General features: G+C 69.8%; 17 protein-coding genes. 11 read left to right on the forward strand and 6 right to left on the reverse strand.

Annotated elements, in window-relative coordinates:
- Positions 1 to 236 precede the first annotated feature (236 nt).
- The gene (locus tag HUA74_RS20850) at positions 237 to 1,748 is read right to left on the reverse strand and encodes a M91 family zinc metallopeptidase (protein WP_174455917.1); all 1,512 of its coding nucleotides are present in this window, start codon (positions 1,746 to 1,748) and stop codon (positions 237 to 239) included.
- 343 nt (positions 1,749 to 2,091) lie between these two features.
- On the opposite strand from HUA74_RS20850, the gene HUA74_RS20855 reads away from it, so the two are divergent.
- Both HUA74_RS20855 and HUA74_RS20860 read left to right on the forward strand, forming a co-directional pair.
- Positions 2,092 to 3,519 (forward strand): VWA domain-containing protein, encoded by a 1,428-nt coding sequence (locus HUA74_RS20855; protein ID WP_174455918.1) that lies wholly within the window; start codon positions 2,092 to 2,094, stop codon positions 3,517 to 3,519.
- A gap of 19 nt (positions 3,520 to 3,538) precedes the next feature.
- Positions 3,539 to 4,681, forward strand: a complete 1,143-nt coding sequence (locus HUA74_RS20860; protein WP_174455919.1) for a hypothetical protein — start codon at positions 3,539 to 3,541, stop codon at positions 4,679 to 4,681.
- Positions 4,682 to 4,691: 10 nt separating this feature from the next.
- Here the strand turns inward: HUA74_RS20860 and HUA74_RS20865 are convergent, their stop codons facing one another.
- Entirely contained in the window at positions 4,692 to 5,024 is a 333-nt protein-coding gene (locus HUA74_RS20865; RefSeq protein WP_246137061.1) for a hypothetical protein, read from the reverse strand.
- Positions 5,025 to 5,278: 254 nt separating this feature from the next.
- Here HUA74_RS20865 and HUA74_RS20870 point away from each other — a divergent pair, with 254 nt between their 5' ends.
- Positions 5,279 to 6,103: a sterol desaturase family protein gene (locus tag HUA74_RS20870; protein ID WP_174455920.1), complete on the forward strand. Its 825-nt coding sequence runs from the start codon at positions 5,279 to 5,281 to the stop codon at positions 6,101 to 6,103.
- Positions 6,104 to 6,165: 62 nt separating this feature from the next.
- Here HUA74_RS20870 and HUA74_RS20875 read toward each other — a convergent pair whose 3' ends face one another.
- The gene (locus tag HUA74_RS20875) at positions 6,166 to 6,813 is read right to left on the reverse strand and encodes a hypothetical protein (protein ID WP_174455921.1); all 648 of its coding nucleotides are present in this window, start codon (positions 6,811 to 6,813) and stop codon (positions 6,166 to 6,168) included.
- A gap of 62 nt (positions 6,814 to 6,875) precedes the next feature.
- Positions 6,876 to 7,778 carry a hypothetical protein gene (locus HUA74_RS20880; protein WP_254625166.1) on the reverse strand — a complete coding sequence of 301 codons (903 nt, stop codon included), beginning with the start codon at positions 7,776 to 7,778 and terminating at the stop codon, positions 6,876 to 6,878.
- Positions 7,779 to 8,201: 423 nt separating this feature from the next.
- On the opposite strand from HUA74_RS20880, the gene HUA74_RS20885 reads away from it, so the two are divergent.
- The 4 genes from HUA74_RS20885 (at position 8,202) to HUA74_RS20900 (ending at position 14,667) form a co-directional block, all read left to right on the forward strand.
- Positions 8,202 to 8,600: a BlaI/MecI/CopY family transcriptional regulator gene (locus HUA74_RS20885; RefSeq protein ID WP_141641690.1), complete on the forward strand. Its 399-nt coding sequence runs from the start codon at positions 8,202 to 8,204 to the stop codon at positions 8,598 to 8,600.
- Complete coding sequence (locus HUA74_RS20890) at positions 8,597 to 10,666, forward strand: M56 family metallopeptidase (RefSeq protein WP_174455923.1); 2,070 nt, start codon at positions 8,597 to 8,599, stop codon at positions 10,664 to 10,666. The genes HUA74_RS20885 and HUA74_RS20890 overlap by 4 nt, the downstream gene beginning before the upstream one ends.
- Positions 10,667 to 10,827: 161 nt before the next feature.
- On the forward strand, positions 10,828 to 11,997 hold the full coding sequence (locus tag HUA74_RS20895) for a 4-hydroxy-3-methylbut-2-enyl diphosphate reductase (RefSeq protein WP_254625167.1): 1,170 nt from the start codon (positions 10,828 to 10,830) through the stop codon (positions 11,995 to 11,997).
- A gap of 93 nt (positions 11,998 to 12,090) precedes the next feature.
- Positions 12,091 to 14,667: a carbohydrate binding family 9 domain-containing protein gene (locus HUA74_RS20900; protein ID WP_174455924.1), complete on the forward strand. Its 2,577-nt coding sequence runs from the start codon at positions 12,091 to 12,093 to the stop codon at positions 14,665 to 14,667.
- A gap of 12 nt (positions 14,668 to 14,679) precedes the next feature.
- On the opposite strand, the gene HUA74_RS20905 is transcribed toward HUA74_RS20900, so the two are convergent.
- The gene (locus tag HUA74_RS20905) at positions 14,680 to 15,108 is read right to left on the reverse strand and encodes a hypothetical protein (RefSeq protein ID WP_174455925.1); all 429 of its coding nucleotides are present in this window, start codon (positions 15,106 to 15,108) and stop codon (positions 14,680 to 14,682) included.
- A 348-nt stretch (positions 15,109 to 15,456) separates the two neighbouring features.
- Between HUA74_RS20905 and HUA74_RS20910 the strand changes: the two genes are divergently transcribed.
- Positions 15,457 to 15,915, forward strand: a complete 459-nt coding sequence (locus tag HUA74_RS20910) for a fibril protein (RefSeq protein ID WP_254613991.1) — start codon at positions 15,457 to 15,459, stop codon at positions 15,913 to 15,915.
- Positions 15,916 to 15,936: 21 nt separating this feature from the next.
- Here the strand turns inward: HUA74_RS20910 and HUA74_RS20915 are convergent, their stop codons facing one another.
- Entirely contained in the window at positions 15,937 to 17,625 is a 1,689-nt protein-coding gene (locus HUA74_RS20915) for a DUF885 domain-containing protein (protein ID WP_254613992.1), read from the reverse strand.
- Positions 17,626 to 17,962: 337 nt separating this feature from the next.
- On the opposite strand from HUA74_RS20915, the gene HUA74_RS20920 reads away from it, so the two are divergent.
- The 3 genes from HUA74_RS20920 (at position 17,963) to HUA74_RS20930 (ending at position 23,377) form a co-directional block, all read left to right on the forward strand.
- Complete coding sequence (locus HUA74_RS20920; RefSeq protein ID WP_174455927.1) at positions 17,963 to 19,567, forward strand: hypothetical protein; 1,605 nt, start codon at positions 17,963 to 17,965, stop codon at positions 19,565 to 19,567.
- Between the two features lie 348 nt (positions 19,568 to 19,915).
- A complete protein-coding gene (locus HUA74_RS20925) occupies positions 19,916 to 22,636 on the forward strand; it encodes an AsmA family protein (RefSeq protein WP_174455928.1) in 2,721 nt (906 codons plus the stop codon).
- Positions 22,637 to 22,801: 165 nt separating this feature from the next.
- Positions 22,802 to 23,377: a hypothetical protein gene (locus HUA74_RS20930; protein ID WP_174455929.1), complete on the forward strand. Its 576-nt coding sequence runs from the start codon at positions 22,802 to 22,804 to the stop codon at positions 23,375 to 23,377.
- Positions 23,378 to 23,420: the final 43 nt, after the last annotated feature.

Below are 23,420 nucleotides of genomic sequence, written 5' to 3' on the forward strand. Positions count from 1 at the left end.
CTGACTGGTACGACGGTGCAGGGCTCCGTGTGGCCGCACGTCGGCACAGCTCCGCTGTGACGGAGCGGCCCGTGCGGCTCGGATGCGGCGAAGCTGCTGGCAATGCGCGGATGTGACGAAGCGTCCGGCAACGCGCGGATGTGACGGAGCGGCCCGTGCGGCTCGGATGCGGCGACGCAGCCGGCAACGCTCCGCTGTGGCGGAGCGGCCGGCGGCACTCACCTGCTACGCAGCGGCTAGTAGTGCGGCCGGGTGGGCAGGTTCAGGTCGTCGCGGAGGACGTTCTCACCGGGGCGGCCACCCTGCACCACGTCCGGCGTGGCCGGGTTCTGGTCCAGGTCGACGGGCAGACCCACCGCGGACGTCTCCAGGTTGCGCGTGCCGTCCTTCGAGCCGTTCGCCAGCGTGCCGTTGTTCATGTCGGACGCGTGCACCAGCTCGTGGAACAAGCCGACAATCGGAGGACGGTTCATCCACTCGTCAGCGCCCAGGGAGATGCGCGAGGTGTTGTAGTTCACCGTCGCGTCCGTGCCCTTGCCCGGCGTGCCGTCCTTGTTGAAGAAGCCGTCGTTGAAGGCCGTGCCGGACGCCGTGTTGCCACCCGACGTCTCCGAGATGGTCGTCGTCTTTCCGCTGGCATCCAGCGAGCGCAGCAGGTCCTGACCCGACGGCAGCGAGCGCATCGCGTCCAGGTCCGACTGCACGCGCGCCTGGAACTCCGGAGTGCCCTTCACCGACACGGAGCTGCCCCGCTTGTCCGCGTCCGTCATGTCGACGATGGTCCGCGTGTCCCCGGCCGAGTCGGCGCTCTCCTCGCCCTCCTCGACGTAGAGCTTGTCCGTCCCGCCGTTGCCGTTGACCGTGTCCTTGCCCGCGCCACCCGCCACCGCGTCGTTGCCCTCGCCACCACTCAGCGAGTCATCGCCCCGGCCGCCGATGACCTGGTCGTCACCCGCGCCACCCGTGGCGGTGTCGTCACCCGCGCCCGCGTCGATGTAGTCGCGGCCCTCGCCGCCGTTCACCAGGTCATTGCCGTCCAGGCCGTAGAGCACGTCACGACCCGCGCCACCGTTCACCAGGTCGTCGCCCGCGCCACCCTCGACGTAGTCGTCGCCGTCGTCACCCGACACGGTGTCGGTGCCCGCGCCACCCAACACCGCGTCGTTGCCCGCGCCGCCGATGAGCGTGTCGTTGCCCGCGCCGCCCGTCAGCTTGTCGTTGCCCGCGCCGCCGTCCACCGTGACGTCCTGCGTGACGCTCGCGTCCAGGGTGATGCTGTCGTTTCCATCGCCGCCCTGGATGATGGCGCCCTTGGCCTGCTCCGCCGTCAACGTCACCGAGTCCTTGCCCGACGTGACGGTCAGCGAACCGTCCTTGCCCTGCGACACCGTCGCGGTGTTGTTCCCCGTTCCCAGGTCCACCACCGTCTGGCCACTGGCGTTGGTGCTCACCTGGGGACCCGCGGCAGCAGCCGCGTCCTTGATCTTCTCGCCGACCTTGGCCACGGCCTTGCCCACGGCCGACCCCGGACCCACCGGCGCACCCTCGCCACGAATCTCCGAGAGCACCGGACGGGACGCCGAACCCGTGCGCGGGGCCGCCTCGAAGCCGTCCTGCATCCGCTGCGCGACGGCCGTCTTCACCGCGTCGGGACGCTGGGCCTGGGCGGGCTGCTTCACCGGCTCCGGCTTCGGCTCGGGCTTCACGGACGTGGTGGGACGCGAACCGGACTTGCCAATCGTGGTCATGACGACTTCTCCCTGAGAACGAGGCACCCGGTACAGTCCCAGCGGCCAATGCCGGGGCGGACGAACGCCGACCTCCCCGATTATCGGGGTCCCCAGGTCGGAGTTGCTTCGTTTCTTGATTCCTGGGAGCGAATCGGTGGATCCGCGTGGCCAAGGCCGGCGCAAGCCCCCCCGCGCAAGGACAGACGTCTGGGTTTACTTCCACCCTCCAGCGCCCGCCACCGCAACGCCTGACATCGCTCCATCGGTCATCGGGGGGACCCTCCTCCCGGTGACCGATGCGGCCCGGGAGCGGACGGGAGACTGTGCCGTCCACGTCAGCCCTCACACCCCGAGGAACCACATGAACCGCACCCTGCTGCTGCTGTCCGCCGCTGGATTGCTCGCCCTGGGCGCGCTCTCGCTGGGCAGGCCTCCGCCTCCCCCTCCGCCGCCCGTCACCGACACCAGCCACACCGTGGCCCAGCCGGATGAGCAGCCGGCCACCGCCGTGCTGCCGCTCATCGTCGCCCAGCCCTCCGATGGCGCCCTCACCCTCTCCGGAAAGCTGTCCGGCGCCTATGTCCAGCCGGGCGCCAGCGAGGCCTTCGCGTGGATGGAAATCAAGGCCCGCCCCGTGGAGAGCGGACGCCGCGTCCCGGTGAACATGGCCCTGGTGGTGGACCGCTCCGGCTCCATGGAGGGGCAGAAGCTCACGGACGCCAAGCGCGCCGCCGCCGAGCTGGTGAGCCGCCTCACCCCCGAGGACCGTCTGGCGTTGATCCACTACGGCACCGACACGAAGGTCATCGCCAGCCGACTCGTCACGGACGCCTTCCGCGAGGAGCTGCTCGCCGCCATCAGCGCCATCCGCGCGGATGGCTCCACCAACATCAGCGGCGGACTCTCCGATGCGGCCACCGCGCTGCGCGGCCACCTCGCCCAGTACCGCGTCAGCCGCGCCATCCTGCTGAGTGACGGCCAGCCGACGACGGGCTTCGTGACGGAGCCGGAGCTCTTCAACCTCACGCGCAGCCTGCGCGACGAGGGCATCACCGTCAGCGCGCTCGGCGTGGGCGAGGACTTCCAGGCCAGCCTCATGCGCGGCATGGCCGAGCAGGGCGGCGGGTTCTCCGGCTTCATCGACAACTCCGCCCGGCTGGCCGAGGTCTTCTCCCGCGAGTTGGACCAGGCCACCAGCACCGTCGCCCGCCGCGTGGAGCTGCGGCTGACCCTGCCCCCGGGCGTTCGCGACGTGGAGGTCATGGGCCTGCCCACCACCCGCGAGGGCAACGTCGTGAAGGTGCCGCTGTACGACCTGGCCAGCGCGCAGTCCGTGCGTGTCGTCGTGAAGCTGACGCTGCGAGCGACAGCCTCCACCGAGCCCGTGCGGCTGCTCGACGCCACCGTGCGCTACTTGGACGTGGCCCGCGACGCGACGGCGGAGGCGACGCTGCCCCTGACCGCCCAGGTCACCGAGGACGCCGCCCTGGTGCGCGCCCACCTGGACCGGGACGTGCGCGTGCACGCGGTGCGAGCGTTGGGTACCCAGCAGATGCGCGCCGCCGTGGAGGAGATGAAGCGGGGCAACCGGAAGGCCGCCGTCGGTCTGCTGGGCAACGCCAAGAAGCTTTTTGGCTCGTCCCCCTCCGCGCTGTCGGGGGAGCTTGCGGAGCTGGACCAGACAGAGGCAGCCTATGGGCGGGCGTCGAATGACGGTGACGTTCGCCGCGAGTCGCTGAACCTCTACAAGAAGACGATGAAGAACTTCGGCGAGAACAACGCCTATTAGTCAGGACGGTGCAGCCCCCATGGCCCTCTCCCTGCAGTTCCTCCACCGCGAGGAGTTTGAATCCCGCACCTTTCGCGCGCTGGGGGGAGGAGCCTGCATGGGCATCTTCGCGGCGCTCGCGCTGCGCGTCTGGGAGCCCTTCACGCCCATCGTCCGGCTGACGCTGGAGCCGGGCTACTTCGCGGTGGTGGCCGCCGCGCTCGCCGCCGCGAGGCCCCTGAAGGGCTACGGGCTGGGCCTGCGCGCGGCGCTCACCGTGCTGCCCGTCTTCCCCTTCCTCTTCTCCGCGCCCCACCCGCTGCCCCAGAGCCTGGCGGCCTGCATCGCCGCGGCGCTGGTGACGTGGCTCGGCAACGGCCGTGACGCCGCGGGAAGCTCCACCGCCGTCGCCGCGAGCGCCGCCGCCGCCGGCATCCTCGCCCCGGTGGGCCTGTACGTGCAGCAGGTGCTGGATGCCCGCTTCCTGGGCGACATGAACCTGGTGTCCCTGGTGGTCGGCTTCGCCTGCGTGGCCCTCTTCTGGAGCATCGGCACGCTGCCCTCGCACCTGGTGCTGCACACCGACACGGTGGAGGCCCGGGGCCTGGCGCTCGGCGACACGCTCAAGGGCGAGGCGCGGGAGCTGGCCGCACGCGCGCTCGGGCTGTACCAGCAGTGCAAGACGGCGGTGCTGCGCATGCCCGCGAGCACCGGGCGGCAGGAGCTGGTGGGCGTGCTGGAGAAGATGGCGTCGGAGAGCTTCTCGCTCGCGGAGGCCCACGCGGCGCTCACCGCGCAGCTGGACTCCGTCGTCGCCCATGACGTGGACGCGCAGGTGAAGGAGCTGCGAGCACGCGCCGCCGCCATCCAGGACACCATCGCCCGGCGCCAGCTGGAGCTCGCCGCGTCCTCACTGGGCGAGGAGCTCAACCACCTGGATGCCCTGAGCCGCAAGCGCGAGCGGCTGTTCGCCCAGCTCCACGCGCAGGTGGCGCTGCTGGAGCGCGCCCGCGTGTCCTTCATCGGCGTGCAGGGCCATGAGCTGGGCTCCAAGGGAGAGCAGGCCGCGCAGCTCGCGCGACGACTCAAGGGCCTGGGTGACGACTCCACCCAACCTCCCGCCCCCGAGGACGCGCAGGACACGCCGCGTCCCACCTCCGAGGCCACGCGCCTGCGGAGCTGACGCCGCGCCCCTAGTTCTTCTTGGCCTTGCTCCGGGTCTTGCGCACGGCGACACGGGCCGGCTGCTTGCGCTGGGTCTTCGCCCGGAAGCTGCCGGGGGGCGCGTGCAGCTCGTCGGCGATTCTCCGCTCGATGGCTTCTCGCGTGTCTCGCGCGACGATGAGCGCCGCCTCGATTTCCTCGCGCACCCGCGCCGCCTGCTCCTCCGCCGCGGCTCGGTACTCCGAGGTGGTCCGACGTAGGGCCAGTGTCCCTCGGTCCGCTGGCTCCACGCTCCGCGCCACCGCTGCCTGCCCCCGGGCCCTGCTCCCTCGCGACTTGTCTTCCCCTGCCTTTTCCGCCATGGGAGCCTCCACGCGCTGATCCCTTCCGTCGAAAGTGGGCCGTGGTCTCCTGTCGGGGAAGTCCGCCGCTCAACTCGGCCCCCATCCAGGCGGGAGGGCAGGCACCCAGCCGGCGGACCGGCAAGCAGCGGTGCTTCTCTTGCATCGCAGAAAAACGTAAAAGCAGGCCGGATGATTGTGGCGCAAGGGTGCCGGGCCCCTGCTACTCACAGCGACGCCGCATGGGCGGGCAGCGTCCAATTGCGAGGGATACCGTGGCGGTCAGCGAACCCTTTTCATTTCTGAAGCACCGGAAGCACAACCTGGACCGGATGACGCTGGGCGACCTCGTCTACTCGTTCTTCACGTACTACGCGGTCCTGGCCTACATCACCGTGGGCATCGTCAGCCTCGTGTACGCGGTGAAGTGGTTCGACAACCCGGTGCGCATGCTGCTGGCCATGCTGGCCGCGAGCGTGGTGTTCCCGTTCGGCTGGTACCTGGTCCACAAGAACATCCTGCACAGCCGCTTCCTCTACAAGACGCCCTTCACCGCGGCGACGTGGAAGCGCATCCACTTCGACCACCACCAGGACCCCAATGACTTGCGCGTGCTCTTCGGCGCGCTGGCCAACGTGCTGCCGACGGTGGGCGGCGTCATCGCGCCCATCGGCTATCTCATCGGCGGGAAGTCAGGAGCGGCGGCGGCGCTGGGCTGGGCGATGGTGGTTACGTGTTTCTATGAGTTCTGCCACTGCATCCAGCACCTGAACTACACGCCGAAGGTGGGCTTCCTGAAGGAAATCAAGCGCCTGCACCTGTCTCACCACTACCACAACGAGCAGGGCAACTACGGCATCACCAACTACTTCTGGGACCGCCTCTTCGGGACCTTCTATTCGAAGGCCGGTGAGAAGCCCAAGAGCCCCACCGTCTTCAACCTGGGCTACACCGCCGAGGAGGCCAAGCGCTACCCGTGGGTGGACAAGCTCTCCAACGGCACGCGCGGTGATGACCACCCGCGCCGCTTCTGGCAGGGCAAGGAAGGCCAGGGCACGCAGCCGGAAGACGCTTCGGCGCGAGTGGGCGGCGAGCCGTAGACGAAGGGAAGCGGCGAGCCTCCTGAAGAGGCTCGCCGGAAGAGCTCACCCGCCCGACGCGGCTAGTACTTCACCGAGCCGTTGGGCAGCATCAGCGTCGAGTTGGACTTCTGGAGCGCCACCATGGAGCGCGCCATGTCCAGCACGAGCACCGCGCGGCCACGCACGGACAAGTCCCTCACGCGAGCCTCGAACGTCACCGGCGCCACCCGCGCGTCCAGCTCCGACGCCTGAGCGCCATTCCGGGCGAAGTCACCCAGCGCGTTGAAGTGCACGGTGATTTTGACCTTGTCGACGCCCGGCGGCACCGTGAAGCGCGCGGCCAGCGGCGAGTGGCCCGGCGTCGCCAGCTCCAGCATGTTCGACATCACCTGCACCGGCACGGGCTTGCCCTCGGCGGTGGTGATGAGCACGTCGGAGACGGGCACCTTCAGCGAGGTGTAGTCCGCGAGGCCCTCGCCCCTCACCCGCAGCTCGAAGCTCTGCGTGGAGGGAGTGCCGGGACCCTGCCCGCCGCCGGGAGTGGGGCCGGGGTTTTCACCGCCGGGAACGGGGCCCGGGTCCTGACCACCCGGAGCGGGGTCTTCACCACCAGGCACGGGCGTCTCCACACCCGGGTCGTCGCCCGGGAACGGGACGGAGTCATCACCGCTGCAGGCGGCGAGCACGAGGGCCGAGGCCCCCAGCGTGGACAGCAGGAACTTCTTCATGACGTGTCTCCTCGAAAGCTTTTGAGTGAATCGATGTCTGGAAGGTGTGTGTGGAACGGGGCTCAGGGAATGCAGATGAGGCCCGTGGGAATGGTGAAGTCGACGGCGAGCGCCTGGGCGGCCTGGGGCGTCGCGGGGCCCGGGTCGAAGCCACCGGGGAACGCACCGGCGTCACAGGAGTTGTTGTACGCGTCCAACTGCGTGTTGAGGGTTTCGAGCGTGGTGCAGTCGACGGAGCCCAGCGCGGTCAGCACGAGCGCGAGCAGGTTGGGCGGGACGGTGAGGCCGCCGAACAGGCGCTGGTTGCAGGTGGCCACCAGCATCTGACGGGCGACCAGGAAGCGGATGCGGTCCAGTTGGCTGCGCGGCAGGCCGGTGATGGGATACTTCGCCGGGTCACCCCACAGGAGGCCCTCCGCGCCCGGCAGCGTGGCGACGATGCCGATGCTGCCCAGGGGAATGGGGCCGCCAGCCAGGCACTGCTGCACCGCGGAGATGTGGCTCTTGTAGAAGCCCAGCGTCCGCGTCGCGGTGCACACTTCCGGCGGCGGCTGCACGCAGGTGATGCGCGCGGTGCACAGCGAGGAGCCCAGGTCGAACCCGGAGGTGAACACGTTGTCGATGTGGTCGTCCACCAGCCCATCGAGCAGCGCCAGCGTCCGGCAGTCGTCGTAGCTGTTGATCGTCAGCGCGAAGTTCGACGTCACCGACTGGCCCACCGGAATCACCACCGGCGGCGGCGGGATGAAGGAGAAGCCCTCCAACACCAGCAGCGGGTCCGCCGCCGTCAACAAGATGGACGGCAACGTCGGGTGGATGTTGTTGACCTGGAAGCTGAAGTTCGCCGTGAAGGGATACGTCGTGACCTGCACCGAGGACTGCCCGTTCACCAGCTTCGAACACGTCAAATCATGCGCTTCCGCCACACCCGCCAGCCCCACCACGGCGGCACACGCCGCACCCATCCAACCGCTCAACGCCTTCATTTTCTTGCCCCGTCCTGCTTCGTCTTCTCGAGCCGGGATGACTCGTGTCGGGGGGACCTTTTTCACCGGATGTGCCACGCGAGGGACGTGTCAGGTCGCCTCCACGCCGACGAACCCACCTCCCTGGAGGCCGAGCAGGCGCGACGCGAGGGCCCCTTGCGTGGAACTCGCGTTCCCCTCGGTGGGAACGACGCTTCCGACTCGAAAAGGCGATGACTTCTCCTCCTGGGAAAATCCCGGGAGCAGGCAGGCACGGAAGTGAGGCCTCTCGTTCCCAGGCTGAGGACTGGCCCGCACTTCCCGAGCGAATCCGACGTCACGGGGAGCATCTACGAAGACCTTCGTTGACATCTACGAACCCATTCGTATGATGAGTTCGTGGATGCTGGATGCGAGGAAGCCATGAGCGAGTCGAAGCTGCCGCGCCCCACGGATGGCGAGCTGGCCATCCTGAGGGTGCTGTGGGAGCGCGGTGACAGCACGGTGCGAGAGGTGCACGAGGCGCTTCACCGGCGAGAGCCGGCGGAGGCCACGGGCTACACGACGGTGCTGAAGCTGATGCAAATCATGACGGACAAGGGCCTGGTGGCGCGCGACGAGTCCCAGCGCGCGCACGTGTACCGGGCCCATGCGACGGAGCAGCGCACGCAGCGGCAGCTGGTGACGGACCTGGTGGAGCGCGCCTTCGGCGGCTCTCCGGCCCGGCTGGCCATGCAGGCGTTGTCCTCGCGCAAGACGAGCCCGGAGGAGCTGGCCCAGTTGCGCCAGCTGCTCGATTCCATGGAAGGAGCGGACGAATGAGCAGCCTGGTGATGGAGTCGATGGGATGGGCGCTGGTGCACTCGCTCTGGCAGGGCACGCTGGTGGCGCTGGGGTTGGCGGTCGCGCTGATGACGGTGGGCCGGCGCGCGGCCAACGCGCGGTATGCGCTGGCGTGTGGCGCGCTGGTGCTGACCGTGGTGCTGCCAGTGGCCACGGGGTGGCGGCACGCGACGCAAGCACGCGCCACGCGGGCGGCCGAGCACGCCGTGTCCACGCGGGACCTCCGCCAGGAGTCGCTCGTCGCGGCGCGGACCCGGGCCATGGCGCGGTGGGACCGCTCCGCTCACACCGGGGTCTCCGAGCGCGAGCCCGCGCGGGCCGCGACTTCCGACTGGACCCGCATGGAGCCCGCGGGCCTGCTGACGCTGGTGGTGGAGCGGGTGCGCGAGTCACTGGCGGACCTGTTGCGCTGGGTGGTGCTCGCGTGGGTGGCGGGCGTGGGCCTGAGCTCCGGACGGCTGACGGCGGAGTGGGTGCAGTTGCGCCGGCTCGCGCGCCGTGCCCTGCCCGCGCCCCACGAGTGGCAGGAGCGGCTCGACACGCTGTCGCGTCGCCTGGGCCTTTCGCGCGCGGTGCGGCTGCTCCAGACGACCGAGGTGGACGTGCCCTCGACGGTGGGCTGGCTGTCTCCGGTGGTGCTGCTGCCGGTGTCCGCTCTCTCCGGCCTGCCCACCCGTCAGTTGGAGATGGTGCTGGCGCACGAGCTGGCCCACATCCGCCGGCATGACTTCGCGGTGAACCTGGCGCAGGTGGTGGTGGAGACGCTCTTCTTCTACCACCCGGCCGTGCGGTGGATGTCCAACGTCATCCGCGTGGAGCGCGAGCACTGCTGCGACGACGTGGCGGTGAGCGCCAGCGGCAACTCCGTCTCCTACGCTCGGGCCCTCACGGCGCTGGAGTCCCTGCGGGTGCTGCCCTCGTCGGAGCCGAGCCACGCGATGTCCGCGCTGGGCGGCTCGCTGCCCGAGCGCGTGCGTCGCCTGGTCTCTCCGCCCGCGCCGCGCTGCTCCTCCCGCTGGGTCGCGGGGGCGTCGGTGCTGACGCTCATGAGCAGCCTCGCGGTGGCCGCGCCCCTGACGTCGCTGGTGCTGGGCCAGGCCCCCACCTCCGATGTGTCCAGGCCGGGCGTCGCGAACGCCGCCGTCCCCGCGCCGCCCGAGGCTTCCGAGCCCCCCGCGCCGCCGAGCCCGCGGGCCCTCCCCCGCCTCCCCACGGCGCCGAGGCCGCCCGGAGACGTCAAGGTGGCCCTCCCCATGAAGCTGGCCGCGGCGCCCGACGTGAAGGTGAAGGTGTCCACGCGCCAGGACGACGAGGACTCGGACCTCGACGAGCGCACGAAGGTGGGCGCCGGTCAGTCGCTCTCCGTCGACCAGCTGGTGGCGCTGAAGACGGCGGGCGTGACGCCGGAGCGGGTGCGGGAGCTGGAGTCGATGGGCTACGAGCCCACCGTCGCCAACCTCGTCGAGATGGGCCACATGGGCGTCACCTCCGAGTACATGAAGCAGATGACCGTGAGCTTCGGCCGCAAGCTGGAGGCCAACGCGCTGGTGGAGCTGCGCGCCCTGGGTATCACTCCGGAGTACGTGGCGGCGCTCAGGGACGCGGGCTTCGACACGAAGAACCCGGACGACGTGGTGGAGGCGCGCGCGGTGGGAGTGGACCCGGAGTACGTGCGCGGACTGAAGGCCGCGGGCTACTCCGGCATGTCGCTGGAGGACATCTCCGAGCTGCGCGCGGTGGGCGTGGACCCGGCGTACATCGGCGCGCTGGGCAAGATGGGCCTGCCCAAGCTCTCCGTGAGTGACCTCCACGAGCTGCGCGCGGTGGGTGTCACGCCGGAGTGGATGGAGCAGATGCGCTCGGCCGGCGTGGAGACCAAGGACCCGAAGGAGCTCACCGAGCTGCGCGCCCTGGGCATCACCCCGGACTTCCTGCGCGAGCTGAACGCCGCGGGCCTGAAGAACCTCTCCCCCGATGAGCTGGTGCGCCTGCGCGCCGGCGGCGTGGACGCCGACTTCGTCCGGCGCCTGCGCGACTCCAAGTAACACCGTCACACCGAAACACCTGTCACAGAGTGGCCCGGGGAGCATCGCTCGCTCCCCGGCCCCGTGACACCCCGCTCCTCTCACGCCCTTCCCCTCGGACGCGTCCACACCGGACGCGAGCCGGACGGCAGGGCTCCGTCCAGAACCGAAGGAGCCTCACCATGATGCGTCGCGTGTCGTCGCTGTTGACCTGCTGTGCCCTGTTGCTGGTGGCCACCACCGCCTCCGCCGCGAAGGAGCTGAGAGGCACCTGGACGTCCTCCTCCCGGGAGAAGTCCGCCGAGAACTTCCACATCAGCCTCATCCACCCCGACGACGAGGACGGCGGCAACGGGCAGATGGGCTTCTCCGAGCCCCGCGCGGCCTTCCAGGGCCTGCCCACGGCGGACGGCCCGGCCACCTTCACGCTCTCCCGCGAGGCCGGCGTCTTCACCTTCACCGGCACCTTCCAGGCCGGAGACGGCGCGGGCCACTACCGCTTCGCGCCGAGCGACACCTACGCGAAGTCCATGACCACGCTCGGCTACCCGAAGCTCACCGAGCTTCAACAGTTCCAGCTCGCCGCGACGAACGTCACCACCCAGCGGGTGAAGGAGCTGGGGGCGCTCGGCTACAAGGACATCCCGCTGGAGCAGCTGCTCACGGTGGGCATCTTCAACGTGTCACCCGAGTACATCCGCGAGCTGGCGAAGCTGGGGTACGAGAAGCTGACGCTGGAGCAGCTGGTGCAGGGCCGCATCCACGGCGTCACGTCCCAGCGCGTGAAGGACCTGGGCTCCGCGGGCTTCCCCAAGCTGTCCTGGGAGGACCTGCTCGCCATGTCCATCCACGGCGTCACCGCGGAGTACATCCGCGACGTGCGCGCCATGGGCTACGGCGGCCTGGACGCCGAGAAAATCGTCGCCTTCCGCATCCACGGCATCACCACCGAGTTCGCCCGGGAGATGCGCGGCCTGGGCTTCAAGGACCTGGACGCCGACGAGCTGGTCGCCATGCGCATCCACGGCGTCTCCACGCCCTTCGTGAAGGAGATGCGCGAGCTGGGCTTCAAGGACCTGGACTCGGACGACTTCGTCGCCATGCGCATCCACGGCGTCACCATGCCCTTCGTGAAGGAGATGCGAGAGCTGGGCTTCAAGGAAATCACGCAGGAAGAACTGGTCTCCTTCCGCATCCACGGCGTGACGTCCGACTTCGTGAAGAAGCTGCGCGACGCGGGCTACAAGAACATCACCCCGGACGAGCTGGTGCGCCTGCGCATCCATGGAATCGACGAGACGTTCATGCGTTCCATGTCTCGCGGCGGCAAGGGCGACGCGGGCGGCAAGTAGCACTCCAGGGTCATTCAGGAAACTCCGCCTACTCACGTTCTTTACCGAGGGAGCCCGGTGTCCCCGCTTCGCGGGACACGAGGGAAATGGGTCATGTCATCCGGTATCAGAGGGGCCGTCGCGCTCGGAGTGTCGCTGTGGAGTCTGGCGACGAGCGCGGCGGTGGAGGGGCCAGGGAAGGAGCAGTTTCTCCAGGCGGCGCGGGCCACGGGCTCGATTCAGGTGGATGGGAAGCTGAACGAGGACGACTGGGCGCGCGCGCCGGTGTTCGACGGCTTCGTGGAGCGCTATCCGGCGGCGGGCCGGACGCCGTCGGAGAAGACGGAGCTGCGCATCCTCTACGACGGAGACATGCTGTACGTGGGCGTGGTGGCGCGCGACTCGGAGCCTTCGCGCATCGACCGGCGGTTGGGGCGGCGGGACAGCGCGCCTTACTCGGACACGATTCACGTCCTCATCGACCCGACGCATGACCACCGCACGGCGTACAGCTTCTCCGTCACCGCCGGCGGCGTGCAGAGCGACGGGCTCTACTACGACGACCGCTACTACACGGAGGACTGGAGCGGCATCTGGGCGGGCGCCTCGGACGGCGTGGAGGACGGCTGGGTGGCGGAGTTCGCCATTCCCCTCTCGCTGCTGCGCTTCCCGGAGGCGCCGGTGCAGACGTGGGGCTTCTCGGTGCGGCGGGACATCGCGCGCAAGAACGAGGAGCTGGAGTCGGTGGACAACCCGCGCAACCACAACGCCAACGTGTCGCGGCTGGGACACCTGACGGGCCTGGAGAACCTCCAGCCGCGCGGGCGGTGGGAGCTGATGCCGTACCTGGCGGCACGGGGCCTGGCGCGGCCCCAGTTCTCGGACGCGTCACGGCCCGCGCCGCGTCTGCTCAGCCCGTCCATGGACGTGGGCCTGGACGTGCGCGCCGCGCTCACCAGCCAACTGGCGCTGGCGGCGACGTTCAATCCGGACTTCGGCGAGGTGGAGGCGGATGAGCTGCTGCTCAACCTGAGCACCTTCGAGGCGTACTTCCCGGAGCGGCGCCCCTTCTTCACGCAGGGCATGGAGCTGTTCCAACCGGTGGGCATGGACGTGGGCGGCGCGCCGCTGGCGCTCTTCTATTCGCGGCGCATCGGCCTGGATACGCCGCTGCTCGGCGCGGCGAAGGTGACGGGCTCGGTGGGCGGCGTGCAGGTGGGCGTGCTGGACGCGCTCGTCACCGGCCCCTGGCAGGCGCGCGACGAGGCGAGCCCGGACCGGAACCTGCGCTTCGACTGGCGCAGGCCGCTGCACCTGGGCGCGGGGCTGGAGCTGCCGGACGAGCCCTCCGCGACGACGCACTACCTGGTGGCGGTGGCACGAGGGAAGGTGGGCGCGGGCTCGCGCGTGGGCGGCGCGGTGGCCATGGCCAACCCGCTGTCGGGCACCTGCACCGCCGAGGACGCGGCCCTGGAAGACTCACAGCAACCGGCGTCGTGTCGGGGACGCGGCGGGCTCGCGGGCGCGCTCGACTTCGACCTGAAGACGGCGGACAGCACCTGGGGCGTGTACGGGATGATGGTGGCCTCACGCGTGGATGGCGGCCCGCCGGAGCGGGTGCTCGCGGATGGCACCCGGTTGCAAACCGGGGACTCGGGCGTGGGCGGCTATCTGCGCGCGGGACGCTTCGGTGGCGAGGGCCTGCGTCCGGAGGTCGGCGTGGATGTCGCCACGCCGAAGCTGTCGCTGGTGGCCACGGGCTTCCAGCGCTCGCAGAACGAGGTGGCCCCCCGAGCTTCGCTGCGCTACGCGCGGCCCAATGGCCTGGGCCCGTTCAAGGCGCTGTTCGCCAATGCCCACGCCGGTGGAAAGTGGACGGCGGATGACCGGAGCGAGCACCGGGTCACCTGGTTCAACCTCTACGCGAGCGCCACCCTGCCCAGCTTCGACACGCTGAGCGTGGAGACGGGCCTGGACCTCAACGGCTACGACGTGCGGGAGCTGGCGAACACAGGCATCCCGCTGGAGCGACCGGACCGGATGTTCGTGAGCCTCAGCGGCGAGACGAACCCCAACCGCAAGGTGTCGGTGGAGGGGTACGTCGCGCTCGGCCACCGCTTCCAGGGCGGACCGAGCGCTCCGGCCTGGGACTGGGGTGGGGAAGTCACCTTGTCCGCGAGGCCGCACCCTTCGCTCCAGACGGAGCTCTCCGTGGGCAACGACAAGACGGACCATGGGCCGCGCTACGTGGAGACGCTGGACGAGGGCCGCTTCCTGTTGGGCTCGCTGGACTCGCGCTTCCTGTCGCTCACGCTGAGACAGCAGTGGGTGCTGACGCCCCGGCTCACCTTGCAGGGTTACGCGCAGCTCTTCACCGCGCACGGCACCTACGGCCCCTTCTTCACGGCGACGTCCGACGCGCGGCGGTCGCGCATCCGGCTCGACTCGCTGACCGCCGTCGCGCACGACGACGACAGCAGCTTCTACGACACCGCGCTGAACGTGAATGTCGTCGCGCGGTGGGAGTACCAACTGGGCTCCACGCTCTTCCTCATCTACTCACGCTCGCAGCAGGGGCTGCCGGAGCCGGAAGGTGAGCGGCCCTCCGCGACGCTGCGTCCGCGACAGTTGCTGGCGGGTCCGGCCAACGACGCGGTGATGCTCAAGTGGAGCTACTACTGGGGCGTGTGAGGTGACGGGGCCTCACGGCAGGGCGCACAGGCGCGAGACGGCGGAGCGCGCCTCGTTCACCACGCCCTCATGCGTGGCCAGCGAGAGGCCGGGCCCCACGTGCCCGTCATCCGACTCGGCGGGCTCCAGCGCCGGCCGCGCACGCGCACGAGCATGGTGCGCATAGGCGCGCGCGAGGACATCCAGGTCCGCGCCGTAGCGCCGCACGGCCTCGCGCAGCTGGGCGTCACGAACCTCCAGGGACTTCACCCGCGAGGACAGCTCCTCGAGCTGGCTCGCGTTCAAGGCCAGCGAGTGGGAGTCATGCTGCCTGTCTCGGAAGCCATCCGTCACGCGCAGCTCCTCCAGCACCAGGGCCTGCACGGAGGCACAGGTCTCCTTCTTGCGCGTCTGGCACGCGGACAGGCCCACGAGCCCCGCCGCCAGCCCCCACACGAGCACACGGCGACCCGGCCCCGAGAGCCGAGGCCACCTGGCGCGACATGGGCGTGGAGACAGGCGCACGCACCCACGCTCGGCGTGCAACCCGGGGCTGTCAATTCCAGCCGGGAGCCGGTGTCGCGGGGCGAAAAGCCCGGGCGCGCGGGGCGGCTCTTCCGGGGGTCGCAACGCGCAAATGCGCGGTTCTGAAAAGACGCGCGCACGGCGGTCCTAGAGGCACGGGCAGGCGGGGGCCCGCCGCGAGGGCTTGGGAGCGTCGGCTGGCGAACGACTCGGGCAGGCGAGTGCGTGCACGCGAGAAAGGCAGGTCCCAGTTTCGCCGCGGGTGGCGTGGAGGAGGAGGGTGCAATGGTTTCGCTTCGAATCGCCTGTCTCGGACTGCTGATGGCACTGTCGGCGTGTGCCTCGTCGAATCCGGCCGTGGTGAGGGCCCCCCGCGAGGAGGCGCCTCCGGTGGTGGGCCTCCAGGAGGAGGGCGGCACCTACGGCTACCGCGCGGAGGACCCGGTGCGCGTGGGCTGGGGCAACCCGGGCGTCATGGCCTTCTTCGAGCTGCTGCGCGGCCCCCAGGGTCAGCGCGTGGCGTGGAAGCGGCTGGGCCCGTGTTGTGACACCGGCCCCACGCCCTCGCTCGAGTACGCGGGGCTGGAGGTGTTCGAGGTGGGCTACGAGGGGCTGGAGCTCCCCGTGCGCCTGTTCATCGACCCGAACCACGGGGCCGCCATCCGCGCGCCCCGGGGCTTCACCATCGAGGGGCTGACGTCCCGCGAGACGCCGACGACTCCGTCGGACGTCATCGAGCTGTAGCCAGGCGCGCGAGCGGGGTGCTCACTCCAGCGACGGTGACTCGTCGTTGGGGATGAGCACCTTGCGCGCGAGCGACACGGGCAGGCCCAGTTGCAGGAAGCGGTCGTGGAAGTCCTTCAGGACGAACTTCTTCCCGCTCGCCTCCAGGTGCTTCCGGTAGTCCTCGCGCAGCTTCAGAATCTGCATGCGGCCGGCCGCGTAGTACAGGTACGTGGGGTTGGACGTGCCGCGCTCCACCTCGCGCATCGCGGGGAAGGGCTCGAAGTACGCAATCTCCGCGTAGCGCTTCGCCACCACGTCCACCGGCTCGTTGTACACGTGCAGCGCCAGCGCCGCGTACCACCGCGCGTGCCGCTGGAGCGCGCGCCGCAACTGGCCCAGGCGCACCGACGGGTCACCCTGCCCCAGGCCCTCGTCCACCATCATCTGCTCGGCGTAGTGGGCCCAGCCCTCCACCACGGAGGCGGGGGTGAAGACCTTGCGCACGTCCGTGGGAATCTTGGACCCGTAGAGCAGCTGCACGAAGTGGCCCGGCATGGCCTCATGCACGGTGATGCCCAACAGGCCCGCGCGGTTGAAGTACGTCAGGTGCTGCGACTTCTCCTCGGTGGACCACTCCGCCTCCACGTTGGTGATGTTGTAGTACGCCTCCTTGGCCTTGCTCTCGAAGGGGCCCGGCGTGTCCATGGACGCGAAGCCCAGCCGCTCGTACGGCGGCGTCTCGCGCACGGACGGCAGCGCGTCCGAGGGCAGCGTGAGGATGTCCTTCTCGCGCACGAAGCGCTGCAACTCCACCAGCTGGGTGCGCGCCAGGGGAATCAGCTCCTCGGAGGTGGGGTGGTCCTTCACCAGGACCGCCATCACCTGCTCCGGCGTCTTCGATGGGTCCACCTTCGCCGTCTCGCGCGCCACCCACGCCTTGTACTCACGGATGGCCCGCTCGTTGATGTCGCGAAGCTGGTCCGCGCTCAGCGAGATGTGCTCCTCCAGCGCCAGCTTCTTCTCGAACAACTCGCGGCCCAGCCGGAAGTCGCCGTTGGCCTGGGGCAGCAGCTCCTCCTCCAGCCACTCGGTGAAGCCCTCCATCTGCCGCAGGGCGTCCGCGCGCGCGGCGTGGAAGGCCTCGCGCTCCGCCGGAGGCACCTTGTCCAGGCCCTGGGCCTCCAGGGCGCGCGGCAGGTCCAAGCGCAGGTACACCTGCGTGCCGCGCGCATCGCGGATGGCCTGCTCCGCCCACAGCCGGGGCACACCCGTGAGGTTCGCCTTCGCCGCCTCCAGGACTTGAGGGATGCGCGCCATGCGCGAGCGCATGTCCCGCATCCGCTCGTTCAGCGGCGCGAAGTCTCGCGAGGACAAACTCGACAGCCCCCCGGAGACGAGGCCCACGTAGGCGCCGGGGTTCTTCTCCCAGATGCGCTCCTCCTCCAGCTCCAGCAGCTCCGCGCGAATGGCGTTCTGCAGCACCACGCCGTCGACGGCGTCGTCACCGGAGAGCGCGGAGCAGTTCACCTGCTCCAGCCGGGTGAGCCAGCCGCGCAGCGCCTCCGCCTTGCGTTGCAGCGCTTCCTTGGAGACGTCCTGCAGGTGCGCGTCGTGCGCGTGGAAGCCCAGCCGCGTCGCGCGCACGGGGTTGGCCGCGGAGAACCAGTCCAGATACTCGCGGATGAAGTGCGAGTAGGAAGCGGTGGCGGCGCGAGAGGGCGTTGGCAAGGAGGAGGAGGACTCCGACCCGTCCTTCGAGCGCGACGCGCACGCGGAGAGACTGGCCAGCAAAATGACTGCGACACGAATGCGCATGAGGGCTCTCTTCAAGGATGACGGGCCGAAGTCTCGGCACTCGTGTGGGCAAGGGGTAGGCGGAAACAAGCGCGCTCGCAAGACGCCGTCGTGCGCTCAACCCGTCGGGTCGCCCCGGAGGACACCCTTGACGTGCGCTGACCCACCGTTGCGCGAACGCCCCCGTGGGTCCGTCCTGAGTCGGACGCTCATGACGCGCGCACAACGCCTGCTTGCTCACCCATGACGACGTGACGCAGGCTGGGACGACATGACTCCGCGCGCCTGTGTCCTGTGGTCCCTGGTGTGGCTGTCCAGTGCGTGTGCCTCGCGTGGGCACCTCCCGAGCACCCCACCTCCTCCAGCGGAGTACGGAACTCCGCACCCCTTCCTCCTCCAGGCCGCCGCGCCCGATGGCCGGTGGCTGCTCGCGTGTCAGGCGCGCGAGGACACCAACAAGGATGGAACCATCGCGGTCAGGGTGGGCAGCCATGGACAGCTCGGCGGTGACGAGGCGCGGCTGTATCTCTTCCGGGAGCCTGGAGCGGGCCTCGCCGTCGACGACGTGCTCGCCGTGGACTCCCTGGCACGACACATCGTCCTGGTGCGCGAGGGCGCGCTCCGACTCCTCGACACCGTGACGGGCACGGAGCAGGTGCTCGCGCCCTGGACCGCCGACGACGTGGGCACGAACGCGTCCCAGCCGCCCGTGCGCGCCAGCTTCTCGCGCGACGGCCAGCGCCTGCTCTATCTGAAGACCGAGGCTGGGAAGAAGGTCGCGGTGCTGCGGGACGTCGCGCGTGGCGAGGAGCGCGTGCTGGACGCGGGCCCGGGGTTGCTCGGACAGGCGAGGCTGCATGAGAACGGACTCTGGGCCGTCTTCGACGTGGTGGCGCAGGACACCGACGAGGACGGCACGCTGACCTGGCCTCATCAACAGACGTCCCTCGCTCCGGCGCGATGCCGGGGACCGGTCAGCTCCGCCTCCCAGGGCGAGCGGAAGGGCGACAGTCCCGTGCGCCGCTTCCTGCGCGTGGACGGCGGCACGCTCGTCGAGGGCAGGGACATCCTCCAGCCGCTGGGTGACGGCCTGCTTCGCACCCTGCCGCATGGCGCCATCGCCTTCGAGGACGCGCGGGGCAACCAGCAGACGTGGGTGCCCGAGAGCTGCCGGGCCCGGCTGTACGCCGTGGACGAGCCCCGTCGACTGCTCGTCGTCGGCTGCAAGACGAGGGACCCGTTGGGGACGATGCTGGAGCTGCACGGCCCCGAGCTGCACCTGTCCCTGGAGCGCGAGGTGTCTCCGTACGCACCGGTGAGGAGGTCCTCCAACGAAGAGCGTCCTCGACTGCTGCCCACCTTCGTCCTCACCAGCAAGGACACCGAGCGCACCTATGCCGTCTTCATCCTGGACATGGAGCGCCACACGCTCGTGCCTCCTCCCATCCCCGCCAGCACCTGGGTTCATGCACAGGGTTCCCATGCGCTGCTGCGGGAGGACCCCACGGGAGACGGCGGAGAGCGTGGGAGGCCTCGACTGTGGCTGTGGAACGCGGACACCGGCGAGAAGCGTCTGGTCGGCGAGGCCAGTGGAGACTTCCAGGAGAGGGCGGGAGAGCGAGTGCTCTACATGGGATGGCTGATGGACCTGGGCACCGGCCAGGTGCTGGGTCCCGTCACCGAAGCGCCCCTGGCCATCGACACGCGGGGCGGAGCGCTGCGCTACACGCATGCCGCCCCCGCATGGGCCGACCCCAAGCCCGAGAAGACCGTGCCCCTGGGCCCCGTGAAGTGGGAGCCCGCGGTGAATCCCTCCGTGAAACCCACGAGCCCACCCGGGAATACCTCCGCCGCTCCCTCTCCGAGCGGCCCCTGAGCCGCGCGTTTTCCGGGGGTTGATAGCGACCACGGAGGTGAAGGCCCCTTCCCTCTCGCCTGCTCCGTGCGCACATGGAGCGTGTTGGGTGGCTGGAGGCGCCAGAGGGCCGGCTGGCGCCTCCGTTTCTCGCCCCTGGGACGGCCGGACGACCCCACCGCGCGGGTCGCGTGCATTTCCACGCCCCTCGCCCGTCCCGGGATGCGATGAGGTCTTCCGCCGCATGCAGGGGGGTTCTTGCGCCTGACGCGTGCGGCAAGGTCCTGGCTGGGCTAAGCGTCTCACCGCGGTCCTGGCCCCGCGCCGGGCCGAGCCCCGGGGCCCGCTCGCTGGAGGAGGTACCAAGCAATGTCTGACGTCGTGAAGAAGAAGCGCCGCTGGCCCTACGTGCTCGGAGGAGTCTTCGCGCTCCTCGTCGTCGTCGTGCTCGGGGTCCTCTGGCGGCTCGACGCCATCCTGCTGAAGACAGCGCGCGAGCAGGCCGCCACGTATTCGCAGAAGCTGGGTCGCCCGATTGAAATCGGGGACATCTCCACCCAGCTCTTCCCCACCGTGGGCGTGGAGGTGGAGAACGTCTCCATCGGCGCCGCCGAGGGTGAGGAGCTGCCCCTCGCGCAGATGGCCTCGCTGGACATCAGCGTCGCGGCCGGCCCCCTGTTGTCCTCGCGAGGCAAGGACATCCAGGTGAAGAACGCCGAGCTGTCCGGCCTCACCGTCAACGTGGTGCGGCTGGCCGACGGCACCACCAACGTGCAGCGCCTGCTGCAGCGGCTGGAGGAGCAGAGCCCGAAGGAGGAAGAGAAGCCGTCCGAGGACGAGTCGCAGCCCACGGACCTCTCCGGCGTCCATGTCGAGCGCGCCGCGCTCACCGACGGCACCATCCGCTTCGTGGACCGTGCAGGGGGACAGGCCGCGCGGGAGCTGGCGGTGAAGGATTTGGACATCGAGGTGAAGGACCTGCGCGCCGGCAAGCCGCTGGTGGTGGACCTGGCCGCCGCGGTGCTCGCGGACAAGCAGAACCTCCAGTTGTCGCTGCACGCCGCGCCGCTGCCGCCCACGCTGATTCCCACGCCGGAGCGCGTGACGCTCAAGGCGCAGAAAATCGACCTGTCTCCGCTGGGTCCCTTCCTGCCTCCCGACGTGGGCCTCCAGGCCGGCACGGTGGACGCGGACTGGAAGGCGGAGTTGGGCGGCGCGGTGCCCGGTGGCAAGGGTCCCACGCGGCTCGTGGGTGTCATCTCCGCGCTGGGCCTGCGCTTCGCGGGCTCCGAGGGTGGCAAGGCGCTGGACGTGGTGCTCGACACGGACGTCGCGGGCGACCTCGCCACGGGTGACTTGTCGCTCGACAAGCTGAAGCTGGACCTGGGCCCCGCGAACATCACCGGCAAGGGCCAGGTGAAGGGCCTGCTGTCGGAGAAGCCGTCGGTGCAGGGCTTCGAACTGGTGGGCCGCAACCTGGACCCCGCCGTGCTCGCCGAGTACTACCCGCCGCTGAAGAAGCAGCTGAACGGCATGATTGCCGGCCCCATCGGCCTGGAGGTGCGCGGCAGCGGCACGCAGGACGCGCAGGCCATCAACGTGGACGTGGACCTGACGCCGGTGCGCCTGCGCGTGCCGGCGCAGCTCACGAAGAACGCGGGCGGCGCCATGAAGCTCACCGCGCGCGTGGCGGGTGCGGCGGCCAGCGGCGGTGCGCTGAAGTTCGACGCGAACGCGGACCTGTCTGGCGTGGACCTGCGGCCCGGCCTGCTGGTGGACAAGTCGCCCGGCCAGCGGATGGACTTCGCCGTCGCCGGCACCTACGCGCCCGGCAAGGGCGGCGCCGGCATGAAGGTGGAGGTGCCGAAGATGACCGCGCACGTCCTGGAGGACACGGTGACGGGCAGCGCGTCCTTCGCGCTCGCGGGTCAGGGCAAGAAGCAGACGACGACGTTCTCCGCGGACGTGAAGGCGAACAAGCTGGACGCGGACGCGCTGCTGTTCGACGAGAAGGAGCTGGCGGCGCGCAACGGTGGCACGGTGCCGGCGCCGGAGTCAGCGGAGCTTCCTCCCGAGGACCCGGCGCGCTTCAACGGCTACCGGGGTGACATCCGCTTCGCGGTGGGAGCGCTGCGCTACAGCGAGATGGACCTGAGCAACGTGACGGGCGTCATCAAGATGACGGACGACCTCATCTCCGTGGAGAAGTTCTCCTCGGGCGTCTTCGGCGGCAAGGTGGCGGCGGACGGGACGACGATTCGTCTGGGCCCCTCCGCCGCGCAGCGGCCCTTCGAGGCGAAGGTGAAGGTGGACGGCGTGCAGGTGGCGCAGGCGCTGGCCCAGGCCACGCCGCAGAAGGTGATGACGGGGACGTTCAACGGGAACGTGGACGTGAAGGGCATCGGCTACACGCCGGAGAAGCTCAAGGAGACGCTGCTGGGCGGCATCAGCGGCAACATCCTGGGCGGCACGCTGCTGGGCAAGGACCTGGTGGCGTCCGTCTCCGAGCCGCTCGCCAAGGCCCTGCCCTTCGCCTCCAAGGCGCTCAAGAGCGGCGAGGTGACGTCGCTGAGTGAGAACCTGCCCTTCGGCGTTCAAATCAAGAACGGCGTCGCGCAGCTGTCCAAGCCCATCACCTGGACGCGGCCGGAAGCCGCGATGAGCTTCGACGGTGGCATCAAGCTGGACGGCACGCTGGACCTCATCGGCTCGGTGGCGCTGACGCCGTCGACAGTGAAGACGCTGACCCTGGGCAAGGTGACGCCGCCTTCGGATATCCCCGTGGGCCTGAAGCTGACGGGCCCGGCGTGGAAGCCCGAAGTGACGGGCGTGGACGTGAAGCCGGCGGTGACGACGCTCGCGAAGCTGGCGGCCTCGTCGCTCGCGGGCAACCTCATTGGCGGCAAGCGCGGCGAGCAGGTGCAGCAGGTCATCGAAGGCGGTGAGGAGAAGCTGCGCGCCGACGCCGAGGCCAAGCGCAAGGAACTGGAGGCCAAGGCCGCCGAGGAGAAGTCGCGGCTGGAGGCCGAGGCGAAGAAGCGCGCCGAGGATGAGGCGAAGAAGCGCCTGCGCGGCATCTTCGGCAAGTAGCCCCGTCGCGGTGCGGGCCAGGGAGCTTCCCTGGCTCGCGTCCGGGATTGCCTGTCTGGTTGTACGTTGGTCCGATGACAGTGTTTGCAATGAGCCCGGCCTGAAGCCGGGCCGTTGTCTCAAGTGTCGGGCCTGGAGACGCTCCCTGTCAGCAAGGGAGGTCTCATGTCGGGTTTCTCGTCGAAGTCGTGGGTCGTTCTCGTGGCGGTGGGGCTCGCGGGGTGTGGCGGACCGGAGTCGTCGCCCGCGGTACCGCCAGAGGTGGGGCAGTCGGAGCAGCGGTTGTTGACGCTCGTCTCCTGTCCCGTTGGGTCCACCCAGGCCACGTATTCGCCGCCGCTGCGGACCCAGCCTCAGGACGTCAACGTCACGTCCATCGGGCTGTTGAGCAATTGCTACTCCCTGCTGGGCTCCAGCGTGACGTCCGCGACGTCGTCTGTCTCATTCCTCAGACCGGGCTACTCCTGCACGGGCCTGCTCGACGTCCGTCCAATAACCACGCAGCTCACCTGGAACACCGGTGAGAGTTCGACGCTGCGACTGACGCAGTTCACCACGGCCGTCAATGGCAACGCCCTCATCATCACTCAGACTGGAACGGTCCTCTCCGGAAAGTTCGTGGGAGCCACCGCCGTGCGCACCGTCACCCTGCTCTCGACCGACCTCGCCGCTTGTGACTCTCCCGAGGGACTCGCGGGCATCTCCGGGCCGATGACCATCACCCTCCTCGGACTGCTCTGAGCCACATCCCCGGGCCCCTGTTACATGAAACGGCCTGAAACGA

The sequence above is a fragment of the Myxococcus sp. CA051A genome, assembly GCF_013336705.1.
Lineage (GTDB): Bacteria > Myxococcota > Myxococcia > Myxococcales > Myxococcaceae > Myxococcus > Myxococcus llanfairpwllgwyngyllgogerychwyrndrobwllllantysiliogogogochensis.

Bases quoted from the DNA above. Each gene is read 5' to 3' on its own strand.
- HUA74_RS20850 (WP_174455917.1), bottom strand. From the start codon at position 1,748: ATGACCACGATTGGCAAGTCCGGTTCGCGTCCCACCACGTCCGTGAAG.
- HUA74_RS20855 (WP_174455918.1), top strand. From the start codon at position 2,092: ATGAACCGCACCCTGCTGCTGCTGTCCGCCGCTGGATTGCTCGCCCTG.
- HUA74_RS20860 (WP_174455919.1), top strand. From the start codon at position 3,539: ATGGCCCTCTCCCTGCAGTTCCTCCACCGCGAGGAGTTTGAATCCCGC.
- HUA74_RS20865 (WP_246137061.1), bottom strand. From the start codon at position 5,024: ATGGCGGAAAAGGCAGGGGAAGACAAGTCGCGAGGGAGCAGGGCCCGG.
- HUA74_RS20875 (WP_174455921.1), bottom strand. From the start codon at position 6,813: ATGAAGAAGTTCCTGCTGTCCACGCTGGGGGCCTCGGCCCTCGTGCTC.
- HUA74_RS20880 (WP_254625166.1), bottom strand. From the start codon at position 7,778: ATGGGTGCGGCGTGTGCCGCCGTGGTGGGGCTGGCGGGTGTGGCGGAA.
- HUA74_RS20885 (WP_141641690.1), top strand. From the start codon at position 8,202: ATGAGCGAGTCGAAGCTGCCGCGCCCCACGGATGGCGAGCTGGCCATC.
- HUA74_RS20890 (WP_174455923.1), top strand. From the start codon at position 8,597: ATGAGCAGCCTGGTGATGGAGTCGATGGGATGGGCGCTGGTGCACTCG.
- HUA74_RS20895 (WP_254625167.1), top strand. From the start codon at position 10,828: ATGATGCGTCGCGTGTCGTCGCTGTTGACCTGCTGTGCCCTGTTGCTG.
- HUA74_RS20900 (WP_174455924.1), top strand. From the start codon at position 12,091: ATGTCATCCGGTATCAGAGGGGCCGTCGCGCTCGGAGTGTCGCTGTGG.
- HUA74_RS20910 (WP_254613991.1), top strand. From the start codon at position 15,457: ATGGTTTCGCTTCGAATCGCCTGTCTCGGACTGCTGATGGCACTGTCG.
- HUA74_RS20920 (WP_174455927.1), top strand. From the start codon at position 17,963: ATGACTCCGCGCGCCTGTGTCCTGTGGTCCCTGGTGTGGCTGTCCAGT.
- HUA74_RS20925 (WP_174455928.1), top strand. From the start codon at position 19,916: ATGTCTGACGTCGTGAAGAAGAAGCGCCGCTGGCCCTACGTGCTCGGA.
- HUA74_RS20930 (WP_174455929.1), top strand. From the start codon at position 22,802: ATGTCGGGTTTCTCGTCGAAGTCGTGGGTCGTTCTCGTGGCGGTGGGG.